The sequence below is a fragment of the Stenotrophomonas sp. 96582_Sma genome, assembly GCF_056480905.1.
This window is the reverse complement of record NZ_CM151122.1, coordinates 1,464,737-1,480,803: the sequence shown is the minus strand read 5'-3', so window position 1 is coordinate 1,480,803 and position 16,067 is coordinate 1,464,737. Positions and strand designations below refer to the sequence as shown.

The window sequence follows — 16,067 nt, the reverse complement described above, 5'->3', positions numbered from 1 at the left end:
CGCTGGTCGGCTGCTTTTTGCCTCTGGTAGAGCCGACTGTTAGTCGGCTGCCGTTTGGAGAGCGGCCGACTAACAGTCGGCCCTACCGGATCGCGGTGCCGGCTCAGTGCGCCGGGGCGCCGTTGCCGTCGATCTTGCTCAGCTGGTACAGCTCCAGGCCGATGCGCTTGATCAGGCCCAGCTGCTGCTCCAGCCACCAGGCGTGGTCTTCCTCGGTGTCCTTCAGCTGCGCCAGCAGCATGTCGCGGCTCACGTAGTCACCCTTCTCTTCGCACAGCTTCATGCCGGCGGCGAGATTGTTCCGAACCGCGTATTCAGTGTCGAGATCCTTCTGCAGCATCTCTTCCACGGTCTTGCCCGGCTCGGTGGCATGCGGGCGCATGTCCGGGTCGCCGCCGAGGAACAGGATGCGGCGCAGCAGCGCGTCGGCGTGCTGGGTTTCCTCTTCCATCTCGTGGTTCAAGCGTTCGTACAGCGCGAACAGGCCCTGGTCCTCGTAGCGGCGGGAATGGATGAAGTACTGGTCGCGGGCAGCAAGCTCGCCGCGCAGCAGTTCCTTCAGGCAGGCGATGACGTCCGGGTTGCCTTTCATGGGGGGCTCCTGTGAATCGATGTGGCATAGGGTGCCGCATTTCAAAATACGGTGATCTAATCGGAATCAGTCGCAGTTGCGCCTGCGGCTACAATCGGCCCACGAGTTCGGAAAGGACGTGCGATGCGACGTACATGGCGTTGGGTGCTGGGTGTGTTGGTCGCCATCGTGCTGGTCACCGCACTGGCCCTGTGGCTGCTGCTGCGCGGCAGCCTGGCCGACCTGGACGGCGAGCATGCGCTGCCGGGCCTGGCCAAGCCGGTCACCATCGAGCGCGATGCGCTGGGGGTGGTCACCATCACTGCCGGCAGCCAGGCCGACGCGATGCGCGCACTCGGCCATGTGCATGCGCAGGAACGCTATTTCGAGATGGACCTGATGCGCCGCAGTGCCGCCGGCGAGCTGTCGGCGCTGTTCGGACCGAAGGCCATCGACGCCGACAAGCGCATGCGCGTGCACCGCCTGCGCGCCCGCACCGAGGCGCATCTGGATACCGCGCTGGGCGACAACGGCGCGGTCGTGCGCGCCTATGTGGATGGCGTCAACGAAGGCCTTACCGATCTCTCCGTGCGGCCATGGGCCTACCTGCTGCTGCGGCAGTCACCGCAACCGTGGCAGGCCAGCGACAGCGTGCTGGCCGGGCTGGCCATGTACGCCGACCTGCAGGACCCGAACAACCAGACCGAGCTTGCCCTCAGCCGCATCCGTGCGGTGGTGCCGCCGGCGCTGTACGCGCTGATTGCCCACGACGGCACCGAATGGGATGCACCGCTGTTTGGCGAAGCCACCGGCAATGCGATTCTGCCCGATGCCAGCCAGCTCGATCTGCGCACATTGAAGGGAAAGCCGGGCACCGAGCAGGAGGAGGCGGACGTCATCGGCAGCAACAACTTCGCGGTGGCCGGCGCACTCACCGCCGACGGCCGCGCGATCGTTGCCGACGACATGCACCTGGGCCTGCGTGCGCCGGGGCTGTGGTTCCGGGTGCGCCTGCGCTATCCGGACCCGCAGGCCGCCGGCGGCCAGGTCGACGTCACTGGCTTCTCGCTGCCTGGCCTGCCGGCGGTGATCGTCGGCAGCAACGGCCACGTCGCCTGGGGCTTCACCAACAGCTACATCGACACGGCGGACTACCGCACGGAACCGGCCAACGCCACGGTGACCGTGCACGAAGAACGCATTGCGGTGGCCGGCCAGGCCGACGTGCTGTTCCCGGTACGCGAAACCGCCTGGGGGCCGATCCTGCACACCCATGCCGATGGCAGTGGCGATGCCCTGCGCTGGGTCGCACACCTGCCCGGCGCCGTACGCCTGGATTTCGCTGATCTGGCCCGCGCCGGTGACCTGGACGGTGCACTGCACTTCGCCGACCGCGCCGGCATTCCCGCGCAGAACCTGGTGGTCGGCGACCGCAGCGGCCGCATTGCCTGGCGGCTGATCGGCGCCCGCCCTGACCGAGGCCCCGGCTGTGCGCCGGCCGGCTTCACGGCCGCCAGCAACCAGGACTGCGCACCGTGGCCGATCCGCAGCGATGCCTCGCCTGCATTGATCGATCCCCCCAACCATCGCCTGTGGACCGCCAACGGACGCGTCCTCGACGGCGAGGCACTGGCCAGCGTCGGCAACGGTGGCTATGACCTCGGCGCGCGTGCGCAGCAGATCCGCGACCTGCTCGCCATCCAGGACCGCTTCGACGAACACGACCTGCTGGCGATCCAGCTCGATGATCGCGCCGTGTTCCTGCAGCGCTGGTGGGCGTTGCTGCATGACGTCATCGAACGCAGTGACGACCCTGCACTGAAGCGCTTGAAGGCGGTCAGCCATCAATGGGGTGGCCGGGCCTCGGCCAGCTCGGTCAGCTACCGGGTGGTGCGCGCGTTCCGCACGCAGGTGATGGATACCCTGTCCGAAGCACTGCTGGCGCCGGCCAACGCGCAGCTGGGCGATGACTATCTGGACCCGCGCCTGGCACAACTGGAAGGCGTGGCCTGGCCGATGCTGCAGCAACGCCCCGCCAACCTGTTGCCACCGGCCTACGACAGCTGGGACGCGCTGCTGCTTGATGCCGCACGCCGCACCGAGAGCGAGCTGGCCAAGCAGGGCCCACTGGCCCAGCGCACCTGGGGAGAGCGCAACACCGCGGCGCTCTGCCATCCCATCGCGCGTGCATTGCCGGACATCGCCAAGCGCTGGCTGTGCATGCCCGCCGACCCGCTGCCCGGCGACCGTGACATGCCGCGCGTGCAGACGCCGAACTTCGGCGCCTCCGAACGCATGGTGGTTTCGCCAGGACATGAGGCCGACGGCATCGTGCACATGCCCGGCGGCCAGAGCGGCCATCCGCTGTCGCCGTACTGGGGCGCCGGCCACGAGGACTGGGTGCATGGGCGGCCGACACCGTTCCTGCCCGGCAAGGCGCAGCACACGATGACGCTGGTACCGGCGCGGTAGCGGTAGTGCCGGCCGCTGGCCGGCATCCATGCAGGTGTGTCCAGCATCATGAGGATGGATGCTGGCCAGCGGCCGGCACTACCGTCCAGCGCTCAGCCCCGGCGCCGCTCGATCAGGTTCAGCAGCGGCCCGGTCATCGCCGTGGTCACCAACGCCATGATCACCAGCACCGCGAACAGCCGATCGCCGAGCAGGCCCAGCTCGTAGCCCAGGTTGAGCACGATCAGCTCCATCAGGCCACGGGTGTTCATCAGCGCCCCCAACCGCCACGCTTCGCGCGTGGGCATGCCCGCACTGCGCGCGGCACTGAAGGTACCCAGCAGCTTGCCCGTCGTGGCCACCGCGATCACCACCACGCACAACACGACATCGCTGGCCTGCAGCGCATCGGCGCGCATGCGCAGGCCGGTCATGGCGAAGAACAGTGGCAGCAGCAGGGTCACCGCGAACGGTTCGACGCGGGCCATCAACAGGTCGCGCAGCTGCGCGTTGGACGATACCGCGACGCCCGCAGCGAATGCACCGAACAACGCGTGGATGCCCAGCATCTCGGTGATCAGCGCACTGGCCAGTGACAGCAGCAGGATACCCAGCAACCAACGTCCCTCACGGCCCGGCGCGATCTGCTGGCGGGCAAACCACGGCTTCACCAGCCCCAGCATCAGCGCCACGAACACGACCACGCACAGCAGGTTGAGGCTGGCCGGCAACCAGCCGCTGGCCTGGGCGGCGGCGACGATCAAGGCCAGCAGGCACCAGGCGGTGGCATCGCCCAATGCCGCGCAGGCGATCGCGGTCTGGCCCAATGGCGTCTGTGTGATCCCACGATCGGCAAGGATGCGCAGCAACACGGGGAACGCGGTGATGCTCATGGAGATGCCGACGAACAATGCGAATGCAGTAAAGCCCACACCCTGCGGACCGTGCTGCGGATACAGCCAGATCGCCAGCGCCACGCCGAGCACGAACGGCACTGCAATACCGGCATGGCTGACCGTGAAGGCGAAGCGCCGGCGACCACGCAGCGCCGCCAGGTCCAGCTCGGCACCGGCTACCAGCAGGAACATCAGTACGCCCAGCTGGCTGAGCATGCCCAGCGGACCCAGCGAGCTGGCCGGGAACAAGGCACCATGCAGCTGCGGCAGCAGGTTGCCGAGCACCAGCGGCCCCATCATCAGGCCAGCGGCCATCTCGCCGATCACCGCCGGTTGTCCAAAGCGCTTGAGCAGCGCGCCCGCGCCCTTGGCCACCAGCAGCAGCACCAGCAGCTGCAGCAGGAACAGGCCCAGCGGTGAGGCAAGGTGCTGCGCCCAGCTGCCTTCGGCGGCGGTGGCGCGGGCAACCGCCTCGGGTGCCGCCGGCCCGGCATACCGCGCCAGCAGTACGCCAGCCAGCAACGGCACCCCGGCCCAGGCCAGATAACGCCATCCCCATTTCGTGGGCGGCACGTCGCCACCTGCCTGTACGTCCATGAACATTCCCCAATGCGCAGGGGGCGATCATACAAAAAGGGGACGGAGGGGATTAAGTCGTTAGTGGCACAAACGACTTAATCCCCTCCGTCCCCTTTTTGAGGGCTTAGGCCAGTGCTTGTTCGTGCACCCCGGCGATCGCGCGGCCCGACGGATCTGCCGCCGCGGCGAAGCTGGCGTCCCAGGCAATGGCGGCCGGCGACGAACAGGCGATCGACTTGCCGCCCGGGACGGTTTCGGCGGCCGCACGGCTCGGGAAGAACTGCTCGAACAGGTGGCGGTAGTAGTACGCCTCCTTGGTCTGTGGCGGGTTGTGCGGGAAGCGCTTGTCGGCCGCCGCCAGTACACGGTCGCTCACCTGTGCTTCGGCATGCGCCTTCAGCCCGTCGATCCAGCCGTAGCCAACGCCATCGCTGAACTGTTCCTTCTGCCGCCACAGGATGCTGTTCGGCAGGTAGCCCTCGAATGCTTCGCGCAGCACCGCCTTCTCGATGCGGCGCCCACCGAAGCCGGCGCCGACCATCTTGTGCGCGGCATCGAAGCGCATCGCCACATCAAGGAACTCACGATCGAGGAACGGCACGCGCGGCTCCACGCCCCAGGCCATCATCGACTTGTTGGCGCGCAGGCAGTCGTAGTTGTGCAGCGCGTCCAGCTTGCGCACCAGCTCGTCGTGGAATTCACGTGCATCCGGCGCCTTGTGGAAGTACAGGTAGCCACCAAAGATCTCATCGCTGCCCTCGCCGGACAGCACCATTTTCACGCCCATCGCCTTGATCCGCCGTGCCAGCAGGAACATCGGCGTCGAGGCGCGGATGGTGGTGACGTCGTAGGTTTCGATGTGGCGGATCACTTCCGGCAGCGCGTCGAGGCCTTCCTCGAAGGTGTATTCGAAGCCGTGATGCACGGTGCCAAGAGCCTCGGCAGCGATCGCCGCAGCAGCAAGATCCGGCGAACCCTTCAAGCCGATCGCGAACGAATGCAGGCGCGGCCACCAGGCTTCGGTCTGCCCGCCATCCTCGATGCGGCGACGCGCATAGCGCGCGGCAACGGCCGCCACCAGCGACGAGTCCAGGCCACCGGACAGCAGCACGCCGTACGGCACGTCACTCATCAGCTGGCGCTCCACCGCATGCTCGAAGGCCTGGCGCAGTTCGGCCAGGTCGGCCTGGCGGCCCTGCACGTCAGCGTAGTCGCGCCACGGCTGCTGGTAATAGCGCACCAGCTCACCGCTGGCACTGTCGAAGTAGTGACCCGGCGGGAACTGTGCGACGTCGGCACAGGTATCGACCAGCGCCTTCATTTCCGAGGCCACCCGCAGGCGCCCCTGGGCATCGTGGCCCCAGTACAGCGGCACCACGCCCACCGGGTCACGCGCCACCAGCACGCGCCCGCTGTCGCGGTCCCACAGCGCGAAGGCGAAGATGCCGTTGAGCTGTTCCAGCCACTGCGCCGGCGAACTGCCCTGGCGATACAGCGCATTGATCACCTCGCAGTCCGAGCCGGTCTGGAAGTCGTAGGCGGTGGTCAGCGCCGCCTTCAATGCCTGGTGGTTGTAGATCTCGCCGTTCACCGCCAGCGCCAGCTGGCCATCGGCCGACAGCAGCGGCTGCGAACCACCGGCCGGGTCGACGATGGCCAGCCGCTCATGGACCAGCAGCGCACCTTCGTCGAGGTATACGCCGCTCCAGTCCGGGCCACGGTGGCGCTGGCGCTGCGACAGTTCCAGCGCATGGCGGCGCAGGGCGGGAAGATCGTCACCGGCCTGCAGGCCGAAGATTCCGAAGATCGAACACATGGGAGAGCTCCTGTTGGGGGATTTCACGGGTGGGAGGGTGTTCGACCGGCCATCCAGGCCCGGGTGGGGCTGCGCCCGGGCACAAAAAAACCCGCATCGGCTGATGCGGGTTTTCTGGTGTCCGGGCGTGTGTTGCTGTCTATCTACCCAGGGCGCAGTCCCGCATCGGCCGCGCACGATTATTCGCGCGCAGATTATTGCGGTTGTTGTTATTGACGGCGGTGGCCAGGCGGATCGACATGGCATCGACCCTACCCCGGTTTCCGGCACGGCGCAACCGTTGCGTTGGCAACCACTCCCCGGCGCGCATAATGGCCCGCCGTGAAACGTGTAATGGAAATGCAACACCGCACTGGACGCAACGCGGCGCTGGCCGCCCTGCTCTGCCTGGGCCTGGCCGCCTGCCAGACCCTGCCTCCGCCCTCCACGCTGCCGCTGGCGCAGCAGCAGGCACTGGAGCAACGCGGCACCGACGGCAGCTTCGACGGAGCCTGGGACACCGCGCAGACCTTCGAACGTTTCAACGATCCGCGCGCCGTCGCCTACTACGAGCGTGCTGCCGCGGTCACGCCCTGGACCTTCCACAACACCAAAGCGGAAGAAGCACTGGGCCGGATCTGGATCTCCGGCAGGCTGCAGCATGCCGACAGCCCCCACATCAACCCTGCACCTGTCCTGCGCGCGTCCTGGCGACGTGGCGAACGCGCCTATCTGGCGGCTGCCAACCACGGCAATCCCTATGCATTCTACGGGCTCGCCAAGGCCTACCGCCAGCGAGGCGACGCGCAGCAGGCGCTGCGCTGGGACCTGCGCGGAATGATCTACGAGCGCTACCCGAGTTCGTCGTCGCGACTGCCGGATGCGGTGGCCGCACAGGGTGACACCGTGCATCCGCTGGTGGCGCAGATCCAGCGTCGTGCCGAGCACGGCGACGCCGAAGCGCAGGTCGACCTGGGCGCGCTGCTGGAGAAAGGCATGGGACTGCCGCGCGATCCGGCGCGTGCGCTGCAGCTGTACCAGCGCGCCGGTGAGAAGGGCAATGTGTTCGGCCAGTACTTCGCCGGTCTGCTGCTGGGCCGCAGTGCGCCGGGTGTGGAGAAAGACACCGACGCGGCGGCGCGCTGGTTCGCCAGAGCCGAGGCGCAACACTTCTACATGGCCGCGCCAAGTTACTGGAAGAAAGCGGTCGAGCCGCCGTTCTTTATTTTTTCAGAGTAGAGAAGCGGCCCCGGCGGGAGGCGTGCCGACCAACGGTCGGCACCCACCCTCGCGGGATTCATTCCGTCATGGGGTTCCCACCAGCAGCCGTTCCACCAGGCGCTGGTACAGCCCCGGCAACGCTTCCAGATCGTCCACGCGCACGTTCTCATCCACCTGGTGGATGCTGGCGTTGACCGGCCCCACTTCGATGCACTGCGCACCCAGTGGCGCGATGAAGCGTGCATCTGACGTGCCGCCGCCGGTGCTTTCTTCCGGCGCACGGCCGATGTGCTCGGCCAGCACCGCACGCGCGGTGGCGCGCAGCGTGCCTTCCGGGGTGTAGAACGGCTCGCCGCTGCGGTGCCACTTCAGCGTGTACTGCAGGCCATGGCGGCCCAGCAATGCGGTGATCTCCGCCTCCAGCTTCGGTGCATCCCAGTGCGGGTTGTAGCGGATGTTGAAATCCACCTCCAGCTCGCCGGGAATCACGTTGTTGGCACCGGTGCCGGCATGGATGTTGGAGATCTGCAGGCTGGTCGGCGGGAAGCTCTCATAACCTTCATCCCAGCGCCTTGCGCTCAGGTCGGACAGTGCCGGTGCCGCCTGATGGATCGGATTGCGCGCCTTTTCCGGGTACGCCACATGCCCCTGCACGCCCTGCACGCGCAGCTTGGCCGACAGGCTGCCACGACGGCCTACGCGCAGCAGGTCACCCAGCGTCGAGGTAGACGATGGCTCTCCGGTAATGCACCAGTCGATGCGTTGGCCGCGCTCGGCGAACAGCCGTGCAACGTGACGCACACCGTCGATGGCATCGCCTTCCTCGTCGCTGGTCAGCAGTACCGCCAGCGTGCCAGGGTGATCGGGATGCGCAGCGACAAACTGCTCGGCGGCGACCACGAACGCCGCCACGCTGCCCTTCATGTCGGCGGCGCCACGGCCGTACAGCACGCCGTCACGGATCTGCGGCGTGAACGGGTCGCTGGCCCAGGCCTCGCGCGGGCCCGTCGGCACCACGTCGGTGTGGCCCAGCAGCACCAGCACCGGCGCGCCCTGGCCGTGGGTCGCCCACAGGTTGTCGACCTCGCCCAGGCGCAGGTGATCGCACTGGAACCCGGCCTGCTTCAGGCGTGCCGCCAGCAGTGCCTGGCAGCCGGCATCGTCCGGTGTCACCGAAGGCCGTGCGATCAGTTCGCAGGTCAGGTCGAGGACCGCACTCATGCGTCACCCACGCCGAAGCGTGCCTTGAAACCGTTGTCGCTGAAGCCCTGGCTGACCGTGCCATCGGCCGTGACCACCAGCGGGCGCTTGATCAGCTGCGGGTATTCACGCAGCAGCAGCTTCCATTCGGCCTCGGAGTCGGCGGCCTTGCGGTTGTCCGGCAACTGCCGCCAGGTGGTGGACGACTTGTTCACCATCGCGGCCAGGCCCCCCAGCTGCCCAGCCCACGCCAGCAGTGTTTCCGGGCTCGGCTTGTTCTCGCGGTAATCGACGAAGGTGTAAGGCACGCCGAAGCGGTCCAGCCACTTGGTCGCCTTCTTGCAGGTATCGCAGTTCTTCAAACCGTAGACAGTGGTGCTCATGGCCATCTGTGATGCTGGAAAACAGAGGGCCAGAATCTCACAACAGGCGCTCGGACACGACCCGGAACGGCACCCGTGGCAGCCGGAAGGCCAGCCCTTCCTGCAGCGCCAAGTCCATCGCCTGCAGCCGCGGACACTGCTGCTCACCGATCAGGCGCAGGGGCTGCAGGCTGTCGATCTCCACCGGCAGCGCGATGCGGGTGCTGGCCCAGCGGCCGTCGCAGGTACGGGCGATGGCCTCGTCCTGGCAGGTCAGGAAACGCAGCAGGGCCTGATGGCTGCCGAAGGCCGCCGCCCACCCGGCATCGTCCCAGCCCGCGGCGGCCTGCCACTGCAGGTGCAGCGCCGGGGCACTGCCCTGCCCGCCCTCGATCCGTGTGTGGCCACTCCCTTCGGCATCCAGCGCATGCGTGAAGCGCACCGACAGGTGCGGCTGCATGGCATCGCTGAAAGCGCGCGCGCCGGCGACGAAGGCCAGCTGGTCCATCACGTTGCGATCGAACAGCACCACCGGCGCCCCATCCGGAGCGTCGTCGCGACGCAGGTACCAGCGCCAGTTGCTCTGCCTGGGAGACGGCATCAGCAAACGCAGCGGCCCGGCCAGCGCGGGCCCGAAGTGCCCGTGCCGGTAGCTGAGGATGGTGTAGGGCGTGCGCCCGGCGTGGACCACGTAGTGATGGCCTGGTGGTGGCATCGGCGCGTGGCGTACGTCGATCCACCAGCTCACGTAGACCACGTCGCGTACATCGCTGACCAGCGCCGGCATCGGCCAGCGCCGCGACAGCGCGCGGCGCAGCCGGGTCCAGCGCGGGGCGTGCAGCAGGCGCGGCAGCATCCGCCCGAACAGGGTGTCGGACGGATGCTGGTAGATCGCGGACTGCGCCAGATCCTCCGGCGCCGTCATCCTCAGTCGGCCAGGCCGCGCAGCAGGTCGTTGACGCTGGTCTTGCTGCGGGTCTTGGCATCAACCTGCTTGACGATCACCGCGCAGTACAGCGAATGGGTACCGTCCTTGCTCGGCAGCGAGCCGGACACCACCACGCTGTACGGCGGGATGTAACCGTAGGTGATTTCGCCGGTGGCACGGTTGTAGATGCGGGTGCTCTGGCTGAGGAACACGCCCATGCCGATCACGCTGTGGTGGCCGACCACCACGCCTTCCACCACTTCCGAGCGCGCACCGATAAAGCAGTGGTCCTCGATGATGGTCGGGCTGGCCTGCAGCGGCTCCAGCACGCCGCCGATGCCGGCGCCGCCGGACAGGTGGCAGTGCTGGCCGATCTGCGCGCAGGAACCGACGGTGGCCCAGGTGTCGACCATGGTGCCTTCGCCGACATAGGCGCCGATGTTGGTGAAGCTCGGCATCAGCACCACGTCCTTGCCGAAGTAGGTGCCGCGGCGGGCGATCGCGCCCGGCACCACGCGCACGCCGCCACGGCGGAACTTCGCCTCGTCATAGCCGGCGAAGCGCGATTCGACCTTGTCCCAGAACGGCGCCGGACGGGCGTCGACCACGGCCATGTCATTAACACGGAAGTACAACAGCACGGCCTTCTTCAGCCACTCGTTGACCTTCCAGCCACCCTGGCCGTCCGGCTCGGCAACACGGAACTCACCGCTCTCCAGGCCGTCAATCACGCGGTTGACCAGCGGCTTGGTCGAGCCTTCCAGCTCGTGCAGGGTCAAGGTAGCGCGGCGCTCGAAGGCACTCTCGATGCCGAACTTCAGCTCTTCCACGCCCGGGGCTGAAGGCTTGCGCAGCGACTTGCGGGCGATGGTTTCGGCGCGGACCGCTTCGGCACTCTTGGACGGCGCCGGCTTCTTCACAGCACGCTTCACCGCAGCCGCTTTCTTCGCCGGGGCCGTCACCGCAGCCGCTTTCTTCGCCGGGGCCGTCACCGCAGCCGCTTTCTTCGCCGGGGCCTTCACCGCAGCGGCCTTCTTCGGCGCTGGGGTCTTCTTCGCGGCCGGTGCGGCAGCAGCAGGTTTCCGGGCCGCTGCGCTCTTGGGGGTCGCGGCGGTCTTCTTGGCGGGCTTGGTGGCCATCAGGCGGGGTCTCCGGCGTTTCGATCAGGGTCCAGGCAGGCCAGCATCGCGTCATGCAGCTGCTGCCGGGCAGGTTCAGTCAGGGGGAGGTCGTGTTCGTCACTGATCACGAAGGTGTCTTCGGCGCGTTCGCCGAACGTGGCAATGCGCGCATCATGCACGCGCAGGCCCTGATTGCGCAGCACGAACGCCACATCGGCCAGCAGGCCGGGGCGGTCGGGGGCGACCAGGGCGAAACGGGTTGCGCCCGGCTCATCGCGGAATTCGATGCGCGGGGCGAAGCGGAAGTGCCGCAGCTGCCGTGGCACCACCCGGCGTGACGGCCGCAGGCGCGACAGGTCACCACTGAGTGCCTCGCGCAGCGCCGCTTCCAGGTTGGCACTGCTGCCATCGGCGAAGGTATCGGCCGGGTTCACTTCGAAGGTATCGAAGATGGTATCGGCCGGACCGTCCAGCACGCGTGCGCGGTGGATGCCGTAGCCCTTGCGGTCCAGCGTCATCACGATCGCGGCGAACAGGCCGTCGCGGTCCGGCGAATGCACGAAGACTTCCAGCGCAGGATCGTCGACACTGATCCGGCGTACCTTCACCAGCGCCTGGCCCTGCTTCACCGGCACCAGCGCGGCAGCCTGCCAGGCCAGCTGCTCCGGGCGCAGGCGGATGAAGCCTTCGTCGGGCATCACCGCGAACTGGCGATCGATGGTGGCATCGTCGTAACCCCGCTCGCGCACCAGCGCGCGCACGCTGTCACGCGCTTCGGCCACGCGCTCGGCCGCCGGCACCGGGTGTTCCAGCCCCTCGCGCAGCGCGCGCCGGGTGGCGAAGTACAGGTCGGCCAGCAGGCGGTCCTTCCATGCATTCCACAGCTTGGGGCTGGTGCCGGCGATGTCGGCGCAGGTCAGCAGGTACAGGTAGTCCAGGCGGTCGCGGCTGCCGACCAGGGTGGCGAAGCGATGGATCACCTCCGGATCGGCGATGTCCTGCTTCTGCGCGGTCACCGACATGCGCAGGTGCTGTTCGACCAACCACGCCACCAGTTCGGTGTCGGACGTGCTCAGCGCATGCGCCTGGCAGAACGCGCGCGCGTCCACCGCGCCCAGCTCCGAATGGTCGCCGCCACGGCCCTTGGCGATGTCATGGAACAGGCCGGCCAGCAGCAGCAGCTCGGGCTTGCGCAGGCGCGGCCACACTTCGTGCGCGATCGAGAAGCGCTCGTCGGCGCGACTGCTGGCGAACAGGCCGATGTTGCGCAGGACCATCAGCGTGTGCTGATCGACGGTGTAGACATGGAACAGGTCGAACTGCATGCGCCCGCTGACCTGGGCGAACGCGGGAATCCACTGGCCAAGCACGCCCAGCCGCGCCATGCGCGAGAGCGTATCGACCGGGCGCTGGCCGCGCAGCAGCGCCAGGAACTGCTCGCGTGCATCGGCATCAGCCTGGTCGTAAGCCGGCAGCAGTGGCAGCGCTTCGGCCAGCGCACGCGCGGTCAGCGAATGCAGGCCGCGCACCTGCGGATTGTTGGCCCAGCTGGCGAACAGCGCGAACACCTGGCCGATGTCGCCGCGCGGCCAGTCGGCTTCGTTGGCCGCCAGGTAACCACGGCGCAGGGAAAAGCCCACGGTCAGCGGCTCCGGCTGCGCCTCGCCATCGAACTGTTCCTCGAAGCGCTGCAGCAGGCGGTCGCTGATCCGGCGCACGACCAGCGCGGCGCGGTAGAAGCCCTGCATCATCTTCTCGACACCGAGGTTCTCGGCATCGTCTTCAAAGCCCAGGCGTGCCGCCAGGGTCTTCTGGTAATCAAAACGCAGGCGCTCTTCCGGGCGACGCGCGACCAGATGCAGGCCAAAGCGCAGCCGCGCCAGCACCGCACGTTCGCGCTTCAGTGCTGCCGCTTCGTCTGCGCCCAGATGGCCGAGCCCGACCAGCGCCTCCAGGTCACGCACGCCGAAGGCACGCAACGCCATCCAGCCAAGCGTATTGAGATCGCGCAGGCCGCCGGGGCCATCCTTCAGGTCCGGCTCCAGGTTGTCGGCGGTATCGCCGAAGCGCTGGTGTCGGTTGCGCAGCTCTTCCAGCTTGGCCAGGAAGAAGGTGCGCGCCGGCCACAGTTCACGATCGTCGACGGCCTCGCGCAGCGCGCGGCGCGCCACATCATCGGCCAGGATCGGGCGCGCCTCGATCAGCGCGGTCAGCACGGTCTGGTCCACTGCCGCCTCGCGGCACTGCGATGCAGAACGCACCGCATGGCTGACGGCCAGCCCGCAATCCCATAGCAGCGCGAACAGGCGCGCCAGCGCCGCCTCATGGGCCAGCTGTGCCGGCGGATCGCCGAACACCAGCAGGTCGATGTCCGAACGCGGAAACAGTTCACCGCGGCCATAGCCGCCGACCGCGAACAGCGACAGCCCGCTGTCGGCCGGCAGGCAGCGCTGCCAGGCCAGGCGGATCAGATGGTCGGCAGCGCGCGCGCGCAGCGCCAGCAGGCGCTCGATGTTGTCGCGCTGGTCGAAGCGGCGGTACAGGCGCGCGTCGGCCTGCTGCAGCGCCTGGCGCGCGGCAGCAGCCCAGTCCGGGTCGTTGAGCGACGCGGCCGGCGTGTCCAGCAGCGAACTCGCCGGCAGCATCCTCAGGAGACCTGCGACTCGCCCGGCAACAGGGTCAGCACGTCCACGCCGGTCTCGGTGACCGCGATCATGTGCTCCCACTGTGCCGACAGCTTGCGGTCCTTGGTCACCACGGTCCAGCCATCCGGCAGCACCTTGTTGTAGCGGGTGCCCTCGTTGATCATCGGCTCGATGGTGAAGGTCATGCCAGGCTGCAGCACCAGGCCCTGGCCCGGGCGGCCGTAATGCACCACCTGCGGTTCATCGTGGTAGACCTTGCCGATGCCGTGGCCGCAGTACTCGCGCACCACGCTGAAACGCTCGCCTTCGGCATAGCTCTGGATGGCATGGCCGATGTCGCCCAGGGTCGCGCCCGGACGCACCGCGCGGATGCCGCGCCACATGGCTTCGTAGGTGGTTTCCACCAGGCGGCGGGCCATCACCGACGGGGTGCCGACGAAGTACATGCGGCTGGTGTCGCCGTGCCAGCCATCCTTGATAACGGTGACGTCGATGTTGATGATGTCGCCATCCTTGAGCACCTTCCCTTCGCTGGGGATGCCATGGCAGATGACGTTGTTGACCGAGGTGCACACGGTCTTCGGGAAGCCGCGGTAGCCGACGTTGGCCGGAACGGCGCCCTGCACGTTCACGATGTGGTCGTGGCAGATGCGGTCCAGTTCCTCGGTGGTGACACCGGGCTTGACGTGGGGGGTGACGATGTCGAGCACTTCGCTGGCCATGCGGCCGGCGATTCGCATCATCTCGATTTCCTGCGGGGTTTTCAGATTCACGCTCATGGCCCCCATTATCGCCGATCCGGCCACAATCTGAACGAACGCCACCCAACTGGCGATCCGGGCCATGCACGGTTCCGGCAAGGAAAGTGAAAGCGTGATCGCCGCCCCCCTTTCGCCTCCCTGTTTATCACGGAATACAGACACTTACGCCTCCTAAGCTGGGGTCACCGTCGCCGAAGCGGTGCCGAACGTGCCGCCTTCGCCTTGTTCAACGGACCTTCGGGTCAGGGAGGTTGTCCATGCGATCCGCGCTTCGTTCCCCGCTTGCCTGGGCCCTGGCCGGGGTGCTGCTGTCCGGCCCGGCCCTGGCCGCAGACACCACCACCTTCAATGTCACCCTGGTGGTGACCAAGGCCTGCACGATCACGGCTGCTGCCGCCACCAACGTTGACTTCGGCACGGCGGCCTCGACCACCGCGACCCCCACCCTGGGCCAGGGCACGGTGACCGCCCAGTGCTCGGCACTGACCCCGTACACGATTTCACTGAATGCGGGTGCCAATGCCAGCACCGCCAATGACGTCACCACTCGCCGGATGAAGAACACCAACGCCGCGGTGACCGCCAACAACTACGTCGGCTACCAGCTCTACCAGGACGCCGCGCACACCCTGGTCTGGGGTGCCACCTCCGGCACCAACACTCAGGCTGGCATCGGCACCGGCCTGGCCGTGCCCTACATCGTCTACGGCCAGATCCTGAACCTGAGCACCAACAACCCGGCGACCGGCAACTACCTGGATACGGTTACCGCCACGATCACCTATTGATGGAGCACGCCCGCATGGCCGGACCCCGCCCGTGGCGCGCCACCGGCGTGGCGCTGCTCGTCCTGAGCCTGGTATTCGCCGCCCCGGTCGAAGCCACCAGCCTGCAGGTCGCCCCGACCAGCCTGCAGCTGGAAGCGCGCCAGCGTGCCGGCGAGCTTTGGCTGACCAACAGTGGCACCTCGCCGGTGAAGCTGCAGGTTCGGGTGTTCCGCTGGGTGCAGCAGGACGGCCAGGAGCAACTGCTGCCCACCGATGAACTGGTGGTCACCCCGCCGATGCAGGAACTGGCTGCCGGGCAGCAGCAGCTGGTCCGGGTGATGCGTCCGGACAGGACGCCACCGCCGGCACAGCAGTACTACAGGCTGATTGTCGACGAGGTGCCCGACCTGGCCACCCGCGCCGACGGCATGCAGTTCGTGCTGCGCTATTCGATACCGGTGTTCGTGCAGCCCGCCGCCGGCAAGCTTGCGCCGCAGCTGCAGGCCCGCCTGGTGCAGTTGCCCGATGGCCGCAACGGCGTCGAGGTGGCCAACGCAGGCAACAGCTATGCGCAGATCGCCGATCTTGCGCTGGGCAGCCCCACGCGCCCACGCATCGTGCATCCCGGACTGCTGGGTTACGTGCTGCCCGGGCAGGTGATGCGCTGGCCGATCGAGCGCACGGCGATCGACCGCGACAACGACCAGATCACGGCCAAGCTCAATGGCGAGTCGGAACAGACGCCGCTGTCGCCCCCATCGGCTCGCTGA

Annotated in this window: 13 protein-coding genes; 4 read left to right on the top strand and 9 right to left on the bottom strand. The window is 67.7% G+C overall.

Translation table 11 applies throughout. The features are described 5' to 3' along the window. Positions 1 to 103 precede the first annotated feature (103 nt). Complete coding sequence (gene bfr / locus ACZK2R_RS06850; protein WP_004151115.1) at positions 104 to 592, bottom strand: bacterioferritin; 489 nt, start codon at positions 590 to 592, stop codon at positions 104 to 106. Between the two features lie 123 nt (positions 593 to 715). On the opposite strand from bfr, the gene ACZK2R_RS06845 reads away from it, so the two are divergent. Then, entirely contained in the window at positions 716 to 3,043 is a 2,328-nt protein-coding gene (locus ACZK2R_RS06845) for a penicillin acylase family protein (RefSeq protein WP_125893856.1), read from the top strand. A gap of 92 nt (positions 3,044 to 3,135) precedes the next feature. Here the strand turns inward: ACZK2R_RS06845 and ACZK2R_RS06840 are convergent, their stop codons facing one another. Together ACZK2R_RS06840 and asnB are read right to left on the bottom strand one after the other, a co-directional pair. Beyond that, positions 3,136 to 4,521: a cation:proton antiporter domain-containing protein gene (locus ACZK2R_RS06840; RefSeq protein WP_180838122.1), complete on the bottom strand. Its 1,386-nt coding sequence runs from the start codon at positions 4,519 to 4,521 to the stop codon at positions 3,136 to 3,138. Between the two features lie 100 nt (positions 4,522 to 4,621). Then, a complete protein-coding gene (gene asnB, locus ACZK2R_RS06835) occupies positions 4,622 to 6,313 on the bottom strand; it encodes an asparagine synthase B (RefSeq protein ID WP_180838121.1) in 1,692 nt (563 codons plus the stop codon). Between the two features lie 339 nt (positions 6,314 to 6,652). Here asnB and ACZK2R_RS06830 point away from each other — a divergent pair, with 339 nt between their 5' ends. Further along, positions 6,653 to 7,531 carry a tetratricopeptide repeat protein gene (locus ACZK2R_RS06830; protein ID WP_180838125.1) on the top strand — a complete coding sequence of 293 codons (879 nt, stop codon included), beginning with the start codon at positions 6,653 to 6,655 and terminating at the stop codon, positions 7,529 to 7,531. A gap of 66 nt (positions 7,532 to 7,597) precedes the next feature. On the opposite strand, the gene dapE is transcribed toward ACZK2R_RS06830, so the two are convergent. The 6 genes from dapE to map are packed head-to-tail and all read right to left on the bottom strand — an operon-like array spanning position 7,598 to position 14,614. Next, complete coding sequence (dapE, locus tag ACZK2R_RS06825; RefSeq protein ID WP_180838120.1) at positions 7,598 to 8,734, bottom strand: succinyl-diaminopimelate desuccinylase; 1,137 nt, start codon at positions 8,732 to 8,734, stop codon at positions 7,598 to 7,600. Further along, positions 8,731 to 9,102 carry an arsenate reductase gene (locus tag ACZK2R_RS06820; RefSeq protein WP_180838119.1) on the bottom strand — a complete coding sequence of 124 codons (372 nt, stop codon included), beginning with the start codon at positions 9,100 to 9,102 and terminating at the stop codon, positions 8,731 to 8,733. The genes dapE and ACZK2R_RS06820 overlap by 4 nt, the downstream gene beginning before the upstream one ends. A gap of 31 nt (positions 9,103 to 9,133) precedes the next feature. After that, entirely contained in the window at positions 9,134 to 10,000 is an 867-nt protein-coding gene (locus tag ACZK2R_RS06815) for a hypothetical protein (RefSeq protein WP_180838118.1), read from the bottom strand. Positions 10,001 to 10,002: 2 nt separating this feature from the next. Beyond that, positions 10,003 to 11,142 carry a 2,3,4,5-tetrahydropyridine-2,6-dicarboxylate N-succinyltransferase gene (dapD, locus tag ACZK2R_RS06810; protein WP_180838117.1) on the bottom strand — a complete coding sequence of 380 codons (1,140 nt, stop codon included), beginning with the start codon at positions 11,140 to 11,142 and terminating at the stop codon, positions 10,003 to 10,005. Beyond that, on the bottom strand, positions 11,142 to 13,751 hold the full coding sequence (locus ACZK2R_RS06805) for a [protein-PII] uridylyltransferase (RefSeq protein ID WP_478488030.1): 2,610 nt from the start codon (positions 13,749 to 13,751) through the stop codon (positions 11,142 to 11,144). The genes dapD and ACZK2R_RS06805 overlap by 1 nt, the downstream gene beginning before the upstream one ends. A gap of 20 nt (positions 13,752 to 13,771) precedes the next feature. Next, positions 13,772 to 14,614 (bottom strand): type I methionyl aminopeptidase, encoded by an 843-nt coding sequence (map, locus tag ACZK2R_RS06800; RefSeq protein ID WP_478487914.1) that lies wholly within the window; start codon positions 14,612 to 14,614, stop codon positions 13,772 to 13,774. Positions 14,615 to 14,787: 173 nt separating this feature from the next. On the opposite strand from map, the gene ACZK2R_RS06795 reads away from it, so the two are divergent. Both ACZK2R_RS06795 and ACZK2R_RS06790 read left to right on the top strand, forming a co-directional pair. After that, a complete protein-coding gene (locus tag ACZK2R_RS06795) occupies positions 14,788 to 15,318 on the top strand; it encodes a Csu type fimbrial protein (protein WP_032127934.1) in 531 nt (176 codons plus the stop codon). Continuing rightward, a complete protein-coding gene (locus tag ACZK2R_RS06790; protein WP_049399527.1) occupies positions 15,318 to 16,067 on the top strand; it encodes a fimbrial biogenesis chaperone in 750 nt (249 codons plus the stop codon). Before ACZK2R_RS06795 ends, ACZK2R_RS06790 begins: the two co-directional genes overlap by 1 nt.